The sequence below is a fragment of the Paracoccus sp. R12_2 genome (assembly GCF_017744015.1).
GTDB lineage: Bacteria > Pseudomonadota > Alphaproteobacteria > Rhodobacterales > Rhodobacteraceae > Paracoccus.
On sequence record NZ_JAGHRA010000006.1, the window covers coordinates 159,059 to 177,189 of the forward strand.

The window sequence follows — 18,131 nt, forward strand, 5'->3', positions numbered from 1 at the left end:
ATATCTGTAATCGGGGAAGACATGAATCGCAGAGTGGGGTTGATCGGTGGACTTGCGGCGCTTGGCCTTGCCGGGCTGGGTGCTGCCGGGCTGTTCATTCGACGCCGCAACACAGGCGTTCCACAGCCGCTGCCCCAGATGCCGGCAGATGCATTCGCCGATGCACATGCGCCCTTGACCCCGCCCCAGGGATCGCTGCGCGTCTTTCATCTGGGTCACAGTCTGGTCGGTCGCGACATGCCGGCCATGCTGGCGCAGTTGGCGCCTGCGGGACATGCCTACGCCTCGCAACTGGGTTGGGGGGCCACTTTGCGATCTCATTGGCTGGGGCCTGACGAAGTGCCCGGATTCGCCGAAGAGAACGCCCATCCCGCACATCGCCCGGCTCGCGAGGCAATCCAAGGCGGTGACTATGATGCGGTCATCCTGACCGAGATGGTCGAACTGCGCGATGCGATCAAGTGGCATGGCAGCGGCAATTATCTTGCCGAATGGGCGCGTTTCGCGCGGCAGGCACGGCCCGATGCGCGGGTCTATCTTTACGAGACATGGCACCGGCTGGACGACAAGGAAGGCTGGCTGGACCGCATCGCGGGCGATGCCGGCCCGCTGTGGCAGGATGAACTGATGCGGCGCGCGATGGGGGCAGAAGGTGTAGGCCCGATCTATCGGCTGCCCGGCGGTCCGGCGCTGGCGGCCGTCGTGCGCGCTGCCGAGGCGGGCGAACTGCCGGGCGTGGACGGTCGCGAGGCGCTGTTCGCGCGGACGCCCGATGGCTCTGTCGATCAGATCCATCTGGGCGATCTTGGAAACTACGTGATCGCCCTGACCCACTATGCCGTCCTGTATCAACGCAGCCCAGAGGGACTGCCTGCGCAGCTTGGTCGCGCCGATGGCAGCGCGGCGCAGGCATTCGATGCGGAGAATGCGGCACGGGTTCAACGGATTGTCTGGCAGGTCGTGGCGTCCGATCCGCTGACCGGGATCGCGTCGTGATCGGTTGCGCCATTCTGACGGACATCCTGTTCATCGGAATGGGATTGTTCGGGGCAGACATGCCACAGATGATCGCCTCGGCGGGGCGCATGAACGGCGGTGAAACGACGGTGGAAGCGCGCCAGGCGCCCGAAGCGCCGCTTGCGTATCACTGGGTCAACGCTGCAGCCGGACCGGGTGTCGATCCCCGGGCCGTGCTGTCTGCAGGCGGCGTAGATCAGTTGGTCATGACCGAGGCGTTGCCCCTGACGGAAAGCCTCGTCCGGCATGACAGCATCGAGTATGCGACCGATTTCTGCGATCTGGCGGTTCGCGGAAACCCGCAGGCTGAATGCTTGCTGTATGAAAGCTGGCCGCCCCTGGATGGTCGAGACCCTAAGGGCTGGCGCGAAGAGGTGGCCGCTGCGGCGCCGCTGTGGCAGGCGATTGTGCAAGCGTTGAACGATCAGGGCCTTGCCGACAAGGATCACCCGCCCGCGAGGCTGATCCCACTGGCGCGGGGTTTGCTGGCGCTGGACGGTGCCATCGCTGCTGGTCAGGTGCCGGGGCTTTCCAGCATCACCCAGATCTTCGCCGAGGATGGACGGCGGCTGAACGGGCGCGGCAGCTATTTCGCAGCGATGCTGTTTCACGCAGCCCTCAGCGGCGAAGACCCACAGGGTCTGCCGGTCTGGCTGGGGCGGAACCGTCCGGCAACCCTGGAAGATGCCGTCACCGAGCCGATGGCGGGCGCCATGCAGCGCATTGCCCTGCGGGTCGTGCAGGACAGGATCGCTGTCGGGTCCGTCGATCGTGCGATGTGGCGTCAGGCAAAGGCGCTGGTCGACAGCACGATCTCGGATGACCGCGGATTCGTGTCGTGGCAGGGCCCCACCGACTCGTATCTGTCCGGGGTCGAGCGCGACGGCATCGCCTTCAACCTGACAGGCATATCGGACTGGTCGGCGAATTTGCCGTTTCTGGATGTCTTCAAGAACGCTCGTCCATGGATCGGGCATCTGCCCGGACAGTGGGGCGGATTCGACGCGCCGAAATTGCGCGAGGCCGGCTATCTTGACGAACATGGCTGGCCCAAGCGGATGCCGGACGAGGTCACGCATCTGACCACCCTGATCCTCAGCGATCTGGACAGCGGGATGATCTCGGCCGCCGGGCGATATGTCCTGCGCTATCGCGGCATGGGACGGATCGAGTTGGAAGGCAGGTTGGCGCGGAATATCAGCTACGAGGAAGGGCGCATCGCCTTTGACTATCTGCCGGGGCGCGGATCGGTGCATATCCATCTGCGCAGTACCGATCCCGAAGATCCGATCCGCGATATCAGCGTGGTGCGTCAGGACCGCCTTGCCCTTGCCGACGCAGGCCAGATCTTCAATCCCGACTTTCTGGCGCGATTGCGCGGGGCTGAGTTGCTGCGGTTCATGGACTGGATGCGGACGAACAATTCCACGATGACCAGCCCCGACCAGATCCCCGCGCGTGACGATTATATCTGGAGCACCGACCGCGGCGTCCCGCCCGAGGTCATGGTTGCGCTGGCCAACGAACTGGAGTCCGACCCGTGGTTCACGATCCCGCACCTGGCCAGCGATGATCTGGTGCGGCAATATGCGCGACGGGTTCGGGACAATCTGGCCCCCGGCCGCCGGGCGTGGGTCGAATTCTCGAACGAGATCTGGAACTGGTCGTTCGATCAGCGGGCCTGGGCGGACCACAAGGCTGCCGAGCTTTGGGGTGTCGAAGACGCGGGCATGCAATATGGTGCGTTCCGGGCGGCACAGGTTGTCGATATCTGGACCGAGGAATTCGCCCCTTCGGCCAGCGCCCGTCTGGTTCGTGTCGTGGGCACATTCACCGGCTGGACCGGCACCGAAGACGACATGCTGAACGCGCCGGCCTGGAAGGCGGCCGACCCGGACGGCTGGGAAACGCTGTCCGAACATTTCGATGCCTACGCGATCACTGGTTATTTCCATGCCAATCTGGAGAACCCCGAGAGGATGGAAATGCTACGATCGTTGCTGGAGGTCAGCCAGAACGATGCCGTCCGCCGCGCCGGGCTGCAGGGCTTTCAGGGGGCAGAACGCGAGGCGTTCATCCGTGCGCACCGCTTCGATCTTGCGATCGACCGCATGATCGCGGAATTGCGCGACGGCGCGATCAGCGGAGATCCGGAAGGCTCGGTCAGGTGGGTCATCGACAACCTGTTCCGCCATCACAGGCGCGCCGCCGCAAGACACGGCCTGGACCTTGTCATGTATGAAGGCGGCAGCCATGTCGTGGCCACGGGACCGGCCGCTGACGACGAGGAACTGACCGAGTTCCTGATCGCGCTGAACTATTCACCCGGCATGGGCGATCTTTATCTTGACCTGATCGAAGGCTGGCAACGCTACAGCGACCAGCCATTCAATTTCTACACCGCGATCGGCGGCCCCAGCCAATATGGCAGCTGGGGCGTTTTGCGTCATCTTGACGACGAAAACCCGCGCTGGGACGCTGTTTCGGAGTCTGACCCATGACCCATCGGCCCGCGCTCAGCGTTATTCTGCCGGCCAGCAACGAAGAGGCGTATCTGTCGTCCTGCCTGACGGCTCTGCTGAAAAGCGATCCGGTCCACGGTGGTGCCGAGGTGATCGTGGTCGCCAATGGCTGTCGCGACAAGACTGCGGATATCGCCCGCGGCTTTGCCGAGACAGCCCGCGCGTCAGGCTGGACCCTGCTTGTGATCGAACTTGAGAAGGGCGACAAGATCGGCGCGCTGAACGCGGGTGATCAGGCCGCGCAGGCGGAGCTGCGCGCCTATCTGGATGCCGATGTGATCGTCAGCCCGTCCTTGATGGGCGACCTTGCGCGGGCGCTTTCCGCGGCATCGGGGGCGGCCTACGCCAGCGGAACGGCAATCATTCCGCGTGCCGCCAGCCCGGTCACCCGCGCCTATGCCCGGCTTTGGCAGCGGCTGCCCTTTGCTCGCAGCGAGGCGCCGGGATATGGCCTGTTCGCGGTGAACCGGGCCGGACGGGCGCGCTGGGGCGCGTTTCCGCGGATCATTTCGGACGACACCTTCGTGCGTCTGCAATTCGCGCCCGACGAACGGATCGGGCTTCCTGCGACCTACAGCTGGCCAATGGTCGAGGGGTGGTCGCGTCTGGTGCGCGTGCGCCGTCGGCAGGACGCGGGTGTCAGGGAAATCGCCGCCCGCTGGCCGGATCTTTTGCGCAACGAAGGCAAGGCGGCACTGGGTGCCGGAAGAGCCGCGCGGCTGGCCCTGCGTGATCCGGTCGGATTCGCTGTCTATGCAGCGGTTTCGGTAGCGGTCCGGATGGAACGCGGACCGGCAGCCGGGTGGACGCGGGGACGATGAGATTGTCCCGAAGTGCAGGCAGGTGGCGCTTTCGCGGGCAGGCGAAATCAGCTAGGCCGAAACCGCCGCCTGTTGCGGCATGAGGTTAGGATCGTCGTGCGTATCGGTTACTTGTTGAATACCTATCCCCAGCCCAGTGTTACCTTTGTCCGGCGCGAGATTCACGCGTTGGAACGGCGCGGCATTTCGGTGCACCGTTTCGCCATGCGAAGCGACCGCGATGCGCTGGTCGATCCCGCCGATCTTCAGGAATACGACCGCACAGAACTGGTGTTGCAGGCTGGTGCGGGGCGGCTGCTGCGGGATCTGCTGGGCATGATGGTCGCCCGCCCCACCGGATTTGGTCGCGCGCTGGCATCGGCGTGGCGGATGGGCGGGCGTTCGGCACAGGGCAGGTTGCGCCACCTGATCTACCTTGCTGAAGCGGCGCATGTCGCCCGTCGGGCCACGGCACTGGGGCTGGACCATCTGCACGCGCATTTCGGTACCAACTCGGCGGCAGTTGCGGCGCTGGTGCGCGATCTGGGTGGACCGGGCTACAGCTTCACCGTTCACGGCCCCGAGGAATTCGACAGTCCGCTGGCGCTGAGCCTTGGCCGCAAGGTGGCCGGGTCTGAATTCGCGGTCGCGATTTCGGCGCATGGGCGCAGCCAGCTTTGCCGCTGGGCAGACTATGCCGACTGGCCCCGGATCCGGGTGGTGCATTGCGGGATCGAGCCTGCGCGATTTCCCCAGCCGGCCGAGATGCCGGGCGGGGGCACGCTGCGGCTGGTCAATATCGGACGGTTCGCCGAACAGAAGGGCCAGTTGCTGCTGCCCGAGGCGTTGGCGATGGCGCGCGCGCGCGGCGTGGATGTTCACCTGACACTGGTCGGCGACGGTCCGATGCGACCGCAGATCGAAGCCGCGATCGCGGCGCACGGGGTTGGCGATGCGGTCACGCTGACCGGCTGGCTTGACGAGGCGGGGGTGCGCCGCGTTCTGGCAGAAAGCCACGCGCTGATCCTGCCCAGCTTCGCCGAGGGCCTGCCAATGGTGGTGATGGAGGCGATGGCCGCCGGTCGTCCCGTGATCGCCACCTATATCGCCGGGAACCCCGAACTTGTCGTACCGGGTGAAACCGGATGGCTGGTTGCTGCAGGTGACGCCGAGGCGTTGGCGAAGGGCATCATCGACGCGGCCGGGACGTCGGGCGAACATCTGCATCGGATGGGGCAGGCGGGGCGCGCCCGTGTCCTGCAACGCCATGACATTGACCGCGAGGCCGAAAAGCTGGCTCGCCTGATCGAGGAAGCGACCCGCCGATGAAACGCGTTTTCAGCTTTATGTCCGGCACCAGCATCACCCAGCGGGTGCTGCGCGGATCGGCGATTTCGGGAATGGGCTATTTCTTCAGCCAGGGTATCCGGCTGGCCAGCAACCTGATCCTGACACGTCTGTTGTTCCCGGATGCATTCGGCCTGATGGCGCTGGTCACGATGTTCGTCCTGGGCGTCGTGATGATGACCGATGTCGGACTGACGCCCTCGATCATGCAAAGCAAGCGTGGCGACGATCCGAAATTCCTGAACACCGCCTGGTCGGTCAAGATGCTGCTGCACAGCTTCTATTTCGTGGTCATCTGCGCGCTTGCATGGCCCGCTGCGCAGTTCTATGACGCGCCGCAATTGGTGCAGCTGATGCCAGCGGTCGGTGCCAGCCTTCTGATCGGCGGGCTGGTATCGCCAAATATCGAACACGCACAGCGCCATATCAAATTGGGCACGGTCACGTTGATCGACCTTGCCAGTCAGGCAGCGTCGGTCGGCTCGATGGTGATCTTCGCGCTGCTGACCCGGTCGATCTGGGCGCTGGTTTTCGGGCAGTTCGTGGCGGCTGGCGTCAAGGCGGTGCTGACCCGCTATTACCTGAAGGGGCCGACCACCGGTTTCGGCTGGGACAAGGAGGCCGTGCACGAGCTGATCCATTTCGGCAAATGGATCACCCTCAGTTCGGCAGGCGGGTTCGTGCTGTCGCAGGGCGACAAGGCGGTTCTGGGCAAGTATCTGAGCCTTGAGCAGCTTGGCGTCTACAACATCGGCTTTTTCCTGGCGTCCTTTCCGATGGCGCTGGCCGAGAACATCACCGGCCGCACGATCATTCCGGTCTATCGCGACAGTCCGCCGCATGAATCGCCGCAAAACTTTGCAACCGTCCGCCGGATGCGCATGGGGCTGTCCGCCATCGTCCTGTCGATGATCGCGGTCATGGCGGTCGGCGGGCCGTGGATCATCGAACTGCTCTACGACATCCGCTATCAGGGCGCGGGGCCGATCGTGTCGCTGATCGCCAGCGCGCAGGTGCCGGTTGTGCTGGGCATGACCTATCCTCAGGCGGCGCTGGCGGCCGGGGATTCCCGCAGCCCGTCGCTGTTGCAGATGCTGCGGGCCGGGGTCCAGATCGGCGCCTTCCTGATCGGCGCCGAACTGGGCGGGCTGACCGGCGCGATCATCGGGCAGATGATCGCCGGTTGGGTTCTGCACCTGTTCATCATCCGGATCGCCATCAAGCATCGGGTCTGGGATCCGCTGCACGATGTCATCTTCGCGATCTTCGGGGCGCTGATCACCTTCGTGGGCATGTCCCACATGCTGATGACGGGCTGAACCGGAACCGCCCGCCGCATCAATCGCGGCGGGTCAGCCCTTCGGCAGGTAGGGAATTCCGCCTGCCAGGTCGGTGTCGTCGATGACATGGAAATTGCTGACGCTGCCCTTCTGACGCCCCTCGGCGAAGGGAGCGTATTCGGGATCGTTGGCGAACGCCGACACCGCCTCGCGCGAGGGGAACTCGATCAGCGCGATCAGGGTACTGTTCAGGGGCGTGCCTTCGATGGTTTCGATATTGCCACTGCGCGACAGATAGCGGCCGCCATGCTTGGCCGCAATATCATGAACCCGGGCGGCATAGTCGGGCACCCACGCGTCGTCGGTCACCGTAACCTCTGCAATCAGATAGACAGGCATCGTGCATCCTCCCTCGTGCTGAAACGATCCTGCCGACACAGTAGCCCGTCGGCGGTATCCGGCAAACCCGGTCATTCGTCTGGTGTGACGCGAGGTCGAACAGACTCCGGCGCCGGTCAGAATGCCCCTTGGGGATCTGCCCGGTGCTAGATCGCCTCGACCAGGTGACGAGCGTGCCGGGCATGCCGCTGCGCAAGGTCGCGCCCTTCGCGACCGCTTAGCAGGCGCCGCGCGCCGATGGCCTGGAACCCCGGCTGTGACATTTGCGGAAACAGCGCGAAAATCTCGTTTCGCGCGTCGGGCCCTACGGCTTCCATCGCTTGCGGGCCGATGAACAGGCTTTCGCTCCAGGCGCCATCGGATGACACCACTTCGTGGCCGTCGAACAGCATGTGCCAATAGGTCACACCATGATCGGGTCGCATGACCTCGATGCCGGGCAGGCCGACAAGATGCTTGGCAGCGACAAGGATTTCTTCCTCGCCGAACAAACGCCGCGCGATGGACGAGCGTACCAGGATCCGATGCTGCGGAGACACGATCAGGTTTCGCGCCGGAACCCCTTGCGCCAAAGCGCCCGCCCTGATCCGGATCGGACGCAGATTGGGCTGCTGGTCAAGCGTCCCAGCGTCGAGATAGGTGGACCCGATCCAGGACAACCACCGCATGCCGTTGTCGCGGGTGCGGATCATGTCACCCACGGAAAGGCTGTCGATGGCGCGCGGCCCGAACATCGTGTCGATCATCGTGCCCGAGGCGAAGCAGGGCACCGCAGCAGAAGGCGCATAGCTGGGCGCCCCCGCGTCACCGGATTGCAATGGCACGGTGCGGACATAGCCGAAATTCGCATTCGGATCGAAGCTGGGATAGCTGCTTTCTCCGGTCACCGGATCGATCCGTTCCACCGGCATGATCAGCACCGAATATCTGCCGCCAAGTTCTGTCCCGATCGAGCCGTTGAAGTCGCGCGGAAACAGGGCGTGGAATTCGTTCCCGTCCTGATCGCGGATCAGCGATGCGGTGAAGTTGCTGATCTTTGTGCCTGCCACGACGGTTTGCGCCCCGGCGCCGTAGCCGAAGGTCGTGTCCTCGGCCAGGAATTGCTGGGTTTCGCCTGGGGAATAGTAGCGCGAGTTCAGCACCGGGTCGTCATCGGTGATCGTGATGGTGCTAAGCGTCGGGTTGGAAAGACTGATCGAGGAATACTGATTGTACCAGGGCGCGTAGCGGGCGTTTCCAGAGCTTCCGGACGGGATGACCTGACTGACCGTCAGCATCGTGACCTGATAGTCCATCTTTGCCTGTCGCCTTGTGCTGATCCATGCCCCAAAGTTTCCGGTTCGGCCGGAAATCTCGTGTCGCGGACATGTTTCGCGGCCCGCGAAAAGCGGAGTATCAACAGAAGGTTAACGATGCGTTAACGGGGAAGGGAATGTGGCCCGTTTCAGCGGTTCGCAATCAGCTTTGTCCGGCTTTCGACGCCGAACCGGTGCCGCGTTCGCGATAGGGCGTGCTGCCGTAAAGCGCACGATAGCATTTCGAGAAATGCGAAGGACTTGAGAACCCCGAGGCCAGCGCGACCTCGATGATCGACATCTCGGTCTGCATCAGCAGGTTGCGGGCGCGGGCAAGCCTGGTTTCCATGTAGTACCGCTTGGGGCTGCGGTTCAGATATCGGCGGAACAGGCGTTCCAGCTGACGTGCCGACATCCCCGCGTCAGATGCAAGCTGCGCGGGGCTGATCGGCTCTTCCAGATTGGCTTCCATCCGGGCGATGACGGTGGAAAGGCGCGGGTGGCGCACGCCGATGCGGGTCGGGATCGACAGGCGCTGACGGTCCTGGTCGCTGCGGATCGTGGTATGCAGCAACTGATCGGCCACTTCTGCCGTCAAGGCGTCACCCAGCGTTTCCGAGATCAGGTGCAGCATCAGATCCACCGACGCGGTTCCACCCGCCGCCGTCATCCGATTGCCGTCATGGACGAAGACCGAACGAAACAGATCGACCTCGGGAAATGCTTCGGCGAAGCCGTCATGGTTTTCCCAGTGGATCGTGGCCTTGCGCCCGTCCAGAAGACCCGCTTCGGCCAGAATCCACGCGCCCGTGCAGACCGCGCCCATCGCGGCGCCACCCCGCGCCTGCCGGCGCAGCCAGTTCAGCACCGGCTTGGTGGCCTCCCGGGCTATTTCGGTGCCGCCGCAGACGATCACCACATCGCCGCGCCCGACCGGGGCTTCGCTGTCCAGCCCCGCATCCAGTCTTACGCTTGTCCCGTTGGAACAGGTCGCCACATCGCCGGCTGGCCCCACCAGCCGCCACGAGAAATGCGCCACCCCCGAGGCTCGATTCGCAAGCCGCAGCGGCTCGATCGCCGCGGCAAACGGCATCAGCGTGAAGCGGTTGAGCAGCAGGAAGGTAAAGCGGCGCGGTGTCTCGGATGGCATGGTGCTGTCTCGGCGCGATTGGATTCCCATCTCTCATCAGGGAATGGGAAACGCTGCAAGGGGGGAAACGTGGCCTGCACCCGAAGTCGCATGACGGTTTCGCGAGCCGTCTGCCCTTTCCCCTGCGGCGCTGACCGATTATATCAACCCGAATGAATTCCCCAAGGAGTGCGTGCCATGACGCAGGAGACCCGCAAGACCGCCACCCAAAACTGGGACAAGGCCGGCTGGCGTGCCCGTCCGCGCGTTCAGATGCCGGACTATACCGATCCCGACGCGCTGAACGCGGTCGAGGCGCAGCTTCGCCGATATCCGCCGCTGGTTTTCGCAGGCGAGGCGCGGCGCCTCCGCGAACAGTTGGCCGATGTTGCGGCCGGTCGCAGCTTTCTGCTGCAGGGCGGTGATTGCGCCGAAAGCTTTGGTGAATTCAGCGCCGACAATATCCGCGATACGTTCAAGGTGCTGCTGCAGATGGCGGTCGTTCTGACCTGGGGGGCGCAATTGCCGGTGGTCAAGGTCGGCCGGATGGCGGGACAATTCGCCAAGCCGCGCAGTGCGCCGACCGAATCCATCGATGGCGTGGAACTGCCCAGCTATCGCGGTGACATCATCAACGGCTTCGACTTCACCCCGGAAGCGCGCATTCCCGATCCGACCCGCATGCTGGCGGCCTATACGCAAGCAGCGGCGTCGCTGAACCTTCTTCGCGCGTTCTCGACCGGCGGTTTCGCGGACATGCACCGCGTTCAAAGCTGGATCGCCGATTTCGTGGGCGGCCCCGAGGCGGCGAAGTATCGCGACATCGCCGACCGTATCCGCGATGCGATGGCCTTCATGCAGGCAGCCGGTGTGAACTCCGAGACGGCGCATCAGTTGGGCAAGGTCGATTTCTATACCAGTCACGAGGCGCTGCTGCTGGAATACGAAGAGGCGCTGGCCCGGATCGACACCACGACCGGCCTGCCGGTGGCAGGGTCCGGCCACATGATCTGGATCGGTGACCGGACACGCCAGCCGGACGGCGCGCATGTCGAGTTCTGCCGCGGCGTGCAGAACCCGATCGGGCTGAAATGCGGCCCGACCACGACCGCCGAGGATCTGAAGGTTCTGATGGCAAAGCTGAACCCGGCGAACGAGGCCGGACGGCTGACGCTGATCGCGCGGTTCGGTGCGGGCAAGGTGGGCGACCATCTGCCCCGGCTGATCAAGGCGGTTCAGGAAGAGGGTGCGAATGTCGTCTGGTCCTGCGACCCGATGCACGGCAACGTCATCAAGTCCTCGACCGGCTACAAGACACGGGCCTTCGATTCGATCCTGCGCGAGGTGCGCGAGTTCTTCGCGATCCACAACGCCGAAGGCACCATCCCCGGTGGTGTGCATTTCGAGATGACCGGCAAGGATGTGACCGAATGCACCGGCGGTGTCCGCGCCGTGACCGACGAGGATCTGTCAGACCGCTATCACACCGCCTGCGATCCGCGCCTGAACGCCAGCCAGTCGCTGGAACTGGCGTTCCTTGTGGCCGAAGAACTGCGCGCCCGCCGCGAAGCCTCGGCGCCGCTGCGCGGTGCGAAGGTCGGCTGACCTGAAGGCAAGCTGCAAGATGAGAACGGCCGCCAAAGCACTGGCGGCCGTTTTTTTGTTTGGACCTGCACGATGCGCGTCGATGCGGCGTGCCGGGCGCGTGTCAGCGCCAGCCCAGGGCAGGGGCGACATGTCTCAGAATGCTGTCGATGACATGCAGGTTGTAATCGACGCCCAGCATGTTCGGGACCGTCAGCAACAGCGTATCCGCCTCGGCGATCGCCTCGTCCTCGCGCAGGTCTTCGATCAGCCGGTCTGGCTCGTCCGCATAGCCGCGTCCGAAGACGGCCCGGAAATTGTCGATCTGGCCGATCTGGTCGCTGTCCTTGCCGCGTCCGAAATACATCCGGTCGGTGTCGTTCATCAGCGGAAAGATCGACCGGCTGACCGAAACGCGCGGCGTGCGGTCATGCCCCGCCTCGGCCCAGGCCGCGCGATAGGCGCGGATCTGGCGGGCCTGCTGTAGATGGAAAGCCTCGCCGGTCTCATCAACCTTGAGGGTCGAGCTTTGCAGGTTCATCCCCATCCGTGCCGCCCAGATCGCAGTCTCGTTCGAGGCAGAGCCCCACCAGATTCGCTCGCGCAGCCCCTCGGAATGCGGCTCCAGGCGCAGAAGCCCCGGCGGATTGGGAAACATGGGCCGCGGGTTGGGCCGGGCGAAGCCCTTTCCTTCCAGCCGTTCCAGGAACAATTCGGTGTGGCGCCGTGCCATGTCCTGATCGGTTTCCCCCTCGGCAGGCTCATGGCCGAAATGACGCCAGCCCTCGATCACCTGTTCGGGGCTGCCACGGCTGATGCCAAGCTGCAGCCGTCCGCCCGAGATCAGATCCGCCGAACCCGCATCCTCGATCATGTAGAGAGGATTTTCATACCGCATGTCGATCACGCCGGTCCCGATCTCGATCCGGTCGGTGCGCGCACCGACGGCGGCAAGCAGCGGAAAGGGCGAGGCCAGTTGCCGGGCGAAGTGATGGACGCGGAAATAGGCGCCATCCAGGCCCAGGTCTTCGGCCCCGACCGCGAGGTCGATGGATTGCAGCAGGACATCGCTGGCCGAGCGGACCTGCGATCCGCGGTCAGGCGACCAGTGGCCGAATGACAGGAAACCGATCTTCTTCATGGGATATCCCATTTCGTCACGTCATGGGCAGAAACGCCCTTGGGCGGGATGTAGGGTCACAGGTGGCGGCATGACAATGACAGGCAACGCACACGGGCTGTGCGGCAGCGCGCGCCGCGGCTGTCTATTTCCAGCGGCGATGCACCCAGAACCACTGGTCCATGTGCTGTCTGACCAGCTTTTCGAGATCGTCGTTCAGGTCCTGCATCATCTGTTGCGGATCGCCATGAGCCAGCGGGTTTCCGACATGAACACGGAAGCTTACGCCGTCGGGCTGGCGGATCGCGTGGATCGGCAGGATCAGCGCGTCGTATCTGATCGCCAGCTCGGCCGGGGTCAGGACTGTTCTGGCCGGAAGGTCGAAGAACCGCAGTTCAGGCGCATGGCGGTCGTGCTGATCGAATCCCAGGGCCAGCCAGCCGCCGCCCTTCAGAAAGCGCAGCATCGAGGCAAGTCCGGCGCGCCCGCGCGGGAACAACGGCTCGGCGATGGCGGTGATTGCCGGGATGTAGTGGCGGTTGAACGCCTCGTTGTTCATCGGCCGATACAGCGCGCCGACCGGCCAGCCCCGGGCCGAAAGCGCCGCCCGCATCGCGTCATAATTGCCGAAATGCGCGCAGGCGATGATGACCGGGCGATGCGCGTCGAACGCCTGTTCGAGGGCGGGCAGGCCCGGCCCCTCCAGCGGATCGGCGGCGCGGATCCGGGCGGTGAATTCATCGCCCGAATAGATTTCGGCGACCGAACGGCCCGCATTGGCCGGAACGGCGCGGGTCAGCCGCCGCACGTCCTGTGCGGACATGTCAGGCCGCGCCAGTGTCAGGTTTTCGCGGATCCGCCGACGCCAGCCCGCCACGGGGGCCAGCAGATGGGCGAAGATCCAGCCGACCGCCGGGATGCGACGTTCATAGGGCAGCAGCCGAGCCAGCGTCATCACCGCCAGGAACGCGCCGCTGGCCAGCCGGTCGGTTGGCGATGTCCGGTCCTCGTCGCTCATCGGTCCTTCCGCGCTATCCGCGCCTCGCGCGACCAAACGTAAAGCCCCGCGCCGACGATAATCACCGCGCCGACAATGGTCCAGCGATCGGGCAGCTGGCCGAAGAACAGCCACCCCCACAGACCGGCCCAGACCAGTCCGGTATAGCCGAATGGCGCCAGAACGCCGGCCTCGGCGATCGCGAATGCCCGGATCAGCAAGGTCTGGCTGATCGTGCCGAACAGGCCCAGGGCGGCGAAGGCCCAAAGGTCCGCTGCCGCGACGGGTTGCCAGAAGAACGGCACCGCGACCGAAGTCAGCGTCGCCCCGACCAACGCCGACCACAGGACCGAAGTCGCGGTCGAATCGCCGCGCACGACGCGTGTCAGCAACGCCCCTGCGGCGTAGGTGAAGGCACCGATCAACGGCAGCAGCGCGGCGGATTGGAAGACCCCCATTCCCGGTCGGATGATGATCATCGCCCCGACCAGCGCGGCGGCAATGCCCATCACGCGGCGAAGCCCGATGCGCTCGCCCAGAAACAATGCCGCGCCGAGTGTGATCAGCACCGGGTTGGTGTCCATGATCGCGGTCGCCTCGGCCAGTCCGATGAATTGCAGCGAGGTGAAGAACAGTCCGACTGATGCAAGCTGCGTCAGCGCCCGACCGAATTGCAGGCCCGGATGGCGGGTTCGCAACAATGCGGGGATTCGGGAACGGAACAGCAAGACGAGGATCGCGACATTCACGATGAACCGCGCCCAGACCACCTGCCCGGGGTGATAGCTTTGCGTCAGGTGTTTCGCGGTCGCATCCATCATGGTGAAGCACAGGACCGCGCCACAGATCAGCAGGATGCCAAGACCCTGCTGGTCGCCGGACGGGTGACGCAGCCCCGCCCGTTCCAGTCCCATCAGCGCGAAGCCCCGTGACAGAACCCGCATCAGCCAGTCGCGGTGGCACAGGCCGGACAGATGCACGACCGTTGGTTCAAGGTGCGATCAGCTCCGCCGATGGCGGAGATGTTCGTCACAGCAATGCCTTGGCGCGCGTGACGACAACCTCGGCGGTGATCCCGAATTCCTGATACAGCGCCGGGGCCGGGGCAGAGGCGCCGAACCCGGTCATGCCGATGAAATCCGATTTTTCCTCGCGGCCGCGCTCACCCAGAAGCAGCCAGTCCCAGGGTTGCCGCACCGCAGCCTCGATGGCGATCCGGACGGTTCCGGCAGGAAGGATCTCTTCGCGGTAGGTCGATGGCTGGTCGCGGAACAGCTCCATCGACGGAACGGACACGACGCGCGTGGGCGTGCCATCGGCCTCCAGCGTCTCGCGCGCCGCAACGGCGATCTCGACTTCGGAGCCTGTGGCCATCAACACGACCTCGGGCTTGCCACCGGTCGCCTCGCGCAGCACATAGGCGCCCTTGGCGGACAGGTTGTCGTCCTTGTGCGTGGTGCGCAGCGTCGGCAGTCCCTGCCGCGACAGCGCCATGATGGTCGGGCGGTCGCTTTGCGACAGGGCCAGTTCCCACGCTTCGGCGGTCTCGACCTGGTCGCAGGGGCGCAGGGTCAGGATATTCGGCGTCGCGCGCGCAATCGCCAGATGTTCGACCGGCTGGTGGGTCGGGCCATCCTCGCCCAGCCCGATGCTGTCATGGGTCATGACATAGATCACCGGCAGTCCCATCAACGCCGACAGGCGGATCGCACCGCGTGCATAGTCGGTGAAGGTCAGGAACGTCCCGCCATAGGGCCGGAACCCGCCATGCAGCCAGATGCCGTTCATCGCGGCCGACATGCCGTGTTCCCGGATGCCGTAATGGACATAGCGCCCCAGCCGGTTCTCGGCCGAGAAGACCTTCATGTCGGCGGTCCGGGTGTTGTTCGATCCGGTCAGGTCGGCCGAGCCGCCCAGGTTTTCGGGCATGTGCGGGTTCAGAACCTCAAGCACGTTCTCGCTTGCCTTGCGGGTCGCGACCTTCGGCTTGCCTTCCGAGGTCTGGGTCTTCAGGGCACGGACCGTGCTGGCCAGCGCCGGGCTTGCGCCATTGTCGATGCGGCGCCTGAATTCCTCGCGGCTGTCGGTGCTTAGCGCCTCGACGCGGGCCTCCCACGCGCTGCGGTCATCGCTGCCGCGGGCGCCGATCTTGCGCCAGTCGGACAGGATCTGTTCGGGGATCTCGAAGGCAGGGGCGTCCCAGCCGAAGGCGCTGCGCACCGCGTCGATTTCTTCGGCGCCCAGGGGCGAGCCATGCGCCTTGGCGCTGTCGGACTTGGTCGGCGCACCGAAGCCGATGATCGTCTTGCAATCGACCAGCACCGGACGGCCGTCATCCTGTGCGGCCTCTTTCAGCGCGCGTGCGATGTCGGCCGCGTCATGCCCGTCGCAGGACAGGACCCGCCAGCCGGATGCCTCGAACCGGGCGCGCTGATCGGTCTTGTCCGACAGGCTGACCCGGCCGTCTATGGTGATGTCGTTGTTGTCCCACAGCACGACCAGACGGCCCAGCTTCTGCGCGCCGGCAAGTGCGATCGCCTCGTGGCTGATACCCTCCATCAGGCAGCCATCGCCGGCGATGACCCAGGTGCGGTGATCGCACAACTCGGACCCGAACTCTGCCCGCATCGCCTCTTCGGCCATCGCCATGCCGACAGCGGTCGACAGGCCCTGACCCAGCGGCCCGGTCGTCGTCTCGATGCCGGTGGCGTGGCCGTATTCCGGGTGACCCGCGGTGATCGAGCCAAGCTGACGGAAGTTGCGGATCTGATCCATCGTCATGTCGGCATAGCCAGTCAGATGCAGCAGCGCGTAGAGCAGCATCGAGCCATGGCCTGCGGACAGCACGAACCGGTCACGATCGAACCAATGCGGCGCGCTGGCGTCGAATTTGAGATGATTGCGGAACAGCACCGTGGCGACGTCGGCCATACCCATCGGCATGCCCGGATGGCCGGAATTGGCGGTTTCGACGGCGTCCATCGCCAGGACGCGGATGGCGCTGGCCAGTTTCCAGTGCTCGGGGTCGGCTTTGCGGCGGGCGGCGATGTCCATTGCGGTCCCTTCTTCGGGCTGAGATACGTTGCGGTTTTTGTTAGGGGCGATGGGGGCCGGTTGCAAGCCGTTGACCCGCTGTACCGCCCCGCAAGGCCGTCCGAGGCGAAGCAACTGCTAAACGGACCTTTGCGGTTGCCGAAAGCGTCGCGGACGGCTTTTCCCGACCACCGGATCGTGCGCGGTCGTGTTCGCCGTGCGATACGAAGGCAGGCCTTGGCCGAAGGGCTTCGGGAAACGTTCGACGCCTAGCTGTCGTCCGCCACAGGGGCCAGGGATCTGATCCTGAGCCGAGTGATGCGGTTCTCACGCCGCGCCGCCACCTCGAAGCGATAGCCGTGGAACGAAAAGACCTGACCCTGTTCCGGGATCGACTGGGCCATGTGAATCACCAGGCCCGCGACGGTATTCGCCTCGTCATCCGGCAGGTTCCAGTCCAGTTGCCGGTTCAGGTCGCGGATCGTCATGCCGCCATCCACGGTATAGTCGTCCTTCGCGTTGGGGGTCAGCGTCGGGTCGGCCTCGGTGTCGTGTTCGTCCGCGATCTCGCCGACGATCTCTTCGATGATGTCCTCCAGCGTGATCAGCCCGCGCAGCGTGCCGTATTCGTCGACGACCAGCGCAAAATGCGTGCGCCGTTTCAGGAACTCGCGCATCTGTTCGTCCAGCGCGGTGGTTTCCGGCACGAAATAGGGCTTCATCGCGACCGCCATCACGTCGAAACGCGACAACGCGGTGGGATCACCACTGTCGCGGATGGCCTTGTTGACGGCGCGCAGCAGATCCTTGGCATGGATCACCCCGACGACGTTCTCGCGTTCGTCGCGATAGACGGGCAGTCTGGTATGCGGGCTGGCCAGCACCGCGTCGAGGATCTCGGCCGGCGGGCGGGCGGCATCGATCATCTGGATGCCCGAGCGGTGGCGCATGATCTCATCTACGGTGCGGTTGCCCAGATCCAGAGCCCCCAGAAGTCTGTCGCGATCCTCTTTCTGGACAGCCCCCGCAGCATGGCCGATCGACAGCGCGCCCTCGATTTCCTCTTGCAGAGAGAACATGTGAGAGCCGGGATCGGTCTTCAGCCCGAACAGGCTCAGAATGCCGCGCACGATCAGCCGGACGACCATCACGACCGGCGACAGGATCAGCGTCACCCAGCGGATCGGTCGGGCGACACGGCTGGCGACGGTTTCAGGTGCCGAGATGGCATAGGTCTTTGGCATCACCTCGGAAAAGATCAGCACCAGGACCGTCATCACCAGCGTGGCCATCGCAACGCCGCTTGATCCCAGAAGCCGCGTGAACAGCGCCGTGGCAAGGCTTGCGGACAGGATGTTGACGACGTTGTTGCCCAGAAGGATGGCGCCGATCAGGCGTTCGCTGTCCTCGGTCACGTCCAGCGCGGCGCGCGCGCCCTCATCGCCACGGTCCGCGCGCGAATGCAATTTCGCGCGGCTGGCCGCCGTCAGTGCCGTTTCCGAGCCTGAAAAGAAGCCCGACAGCATCAGCAGGATCATGATGGAAAAGCCGGTCAGCCAGAAGGCTGCGTCGAGGATGCTGGATGCGTCGTCCATGTGCCCTTATCGG

At 64.8% G+C, this 18,131-nt stretch carries 14 protein-coding genes; 6 read left to right on the forward strand and 8 right to left on the reverse strand.

Annotated elements, in window-relative coordinates; all coding sequences use genetic code 11:
* The first annotated feature begins 21 nt into the window (after nt 1–21).
* The 5 genes from J7359_RS09570 (at nt 22) to J7359_RS09590 (ending at nt 7,005) form a co-directional block, all read left to right on the forward strand.
* On the forward strand, nt 22–996 hold the full coding sequence (locus J7359_RS09570; RefSeq protein ID WP_247740297.1) for a hypothetical protein: 975 nt from the start codon (nt 22–24) through the stop codon (nt 994–996).
* Entirely contained in the window at nt 993–3,518 is a 2,526-nt protein-coding gene (locus J7359_RS09575; RefSeq protein ID WP_209056412.1) for a hypothetical protein, read from the forward strand. The genes J7359_RS09570 and J7359_RS09575 overlap by 4 nt, the downstream gene beginning before the upstream one ends.
* Nucleotides 3,515–4,360, forward strand: a complete 846-nt coding sequence (locus J7359_RS09580) for a glycosyltransferase family A protein (protein ID WP_209056413.1) — start codon at nt 3,515–3,517, stop codon at nt 4,358–4,360. Before J7359_RS09575 ends, J7359_RS09580 begins: the two co-directional genes overlap by 4 nt.
* A gap of 96 nt (nt 4,361–4,456) precedes the next feature.
* A complete protein-coding gene (locus J7359_RS09585) occupies nt 4,457–5,668 on the forward strand; it encodes a glycosyltransferase family 4 protein (RefSeq protein ID WP_209056414.1) in 1,212 nt (403 codons plus the stop codon).
* The gene (locus J7359_RS09590; RefSeq protein WP_209056415.1) at nt 5,665–7,005 is read left to right on the forward strand and encodes an oligosaccharide flippase family protein; all 1,341 of its coding nucleotides are present in this window, start codon (nt 5,665–5,667) and stop codon (nt 7,003–7,005) included. The genes J7359_RS09585 and J7359_RS09590 overlap by 4 nt, the downstream gene beginning before the upstream one ends.
* A 33-nt stretch (nt 7,006–7,038) precedes the next feature.
* Here the strand turns inward: J7359_RS09590 and J7359_RS09595 are convergent, their stop codons facing one another.
* From J7359_RS09595 to J7359_RS09605, 3 genes are all read right to left on the reverse strand, one after another.
* A complete protein-coding gene (locus tag J7359_RS09595; protein ID WP_209056416.1) occupies nt 7,039–7,365 on the reverse strand; it encodes a DUF1330 domain-containing protein in 327 nt (108 codons plus the stop codon).
* A 146-nt stretch (nt 7,366–7,511) separates the two neighbouring features.
* A complete protein-coding gene (locus J7359_RS09600) occupies nt 7,512–8,660 on the reverse strand; it encodes a Hint domain-containing protein (RefSeq protein ID WP_247740299.1) in 1,149 nt (382 codons plus the stop codon).
* A 163-nt stretch (nt 8,661–8,823) separates the two neighbouring features.
* Nucleotides 8,824–9,840: a GlxA family transcriptional regulator gene (locus J7359_RS09605; protein WP_209056417.1), complete on the reverse strand. Its 1,017-nt coding sequence runs from the start codon at nt 9,838–9,840 to the stop codon at nt 8,824–8,826.
* 147 nt (nt 9,841–9,987) lie between these two features.
* Between J7359_RS09605 and J7359_RS09610 the strand changes: the two genes are divergently transcribed.
* Nucleotides 9,988–11,394: a 3-deoxy-7-phosphoheptulonate synthase class II gene (locus J7359_RS09610; RefSeq protein WP_209056418.1), complete on the forward strand. Its 1,407-nt coding sequence runs from the start codon at nt 9,988–9,990 to the stop codon at nt 11,392–11,394.
* A gap of 103 nt (nt 11,395–11,497) precedes the next feature.
* Here J7359_RS09610 and J7359_RS09615 read toward each other — a convergent pair whose 3' ends face one another.
* The 5 genes from J7359_RS09615 to J7359_RS09635 all read right to left on the reverse strand — a co-directional run bounded on the left by J7359_RS09615 (nt 11,498) and on the right by J7359_RS09635 (nt 18,118).
* The gene (locus J7359_RS09615; RefSeq protein ID WP_209056419.1) at nt 11,498–12,514 is read right to left on the reverse strand and encodes an LLM class flavin-dependent oxidoreductase; all 1,017 of its coding nucleotides are present in this window, start codon (nt 12,512–12,514) and stop codon (nt 11,498–11,500) included.
* 124 nt (nt 12,515–12,638) lie between these two features.
* Entirely contained in the window at nt 12,639–13,511 is an 873-nt protein-coding gene (locus J7359_RS09620; RefSeq protein WP_209056420.1) for a lysophospholipid acyltransferase family protein, read from the reverse strand.
* Nucleotides 13,508–14,470 (reverse strand): DMT family transporter, encoded by a 963-nt coding sequence (locus tag J7359_RS09625; protein WP_348524364.1) that lies wholly within the window; start codon nt 14,468–14,470, stop codon nt 13,508–13,510. The genes J7359_RS09620 and J7359_RS09625 overlap by 4 nt, the downstream gene beginning before the upstream one ends.
* Nucleotides 14,471–14,519: 49 nt before the next feature.
* A complete protein-coding gene (tkt, locus tag J7359_RS09630; RefSeq protein ID WP_209056421.1) occupies nt 14,520–16,544 on the reverse strand; it encodes a transketolase in 2,025 nt (674 codons plus the stop codon).
* 248 nt (nt 16,545–16,792) lie between these two features.
* Nucleotides 16,793–18,118, reverse strand: coding sequence for an HlyC/CorC family transporter (locus J7359_RS09635; protein ID WP_209056422.1), 1,326 nt, complete (start codon nt 18,116–18,118; stop codon nt 16,793–16,795).
* Nucleotides 18,119–18,131 lie beyond the last annotated feature (13 nt).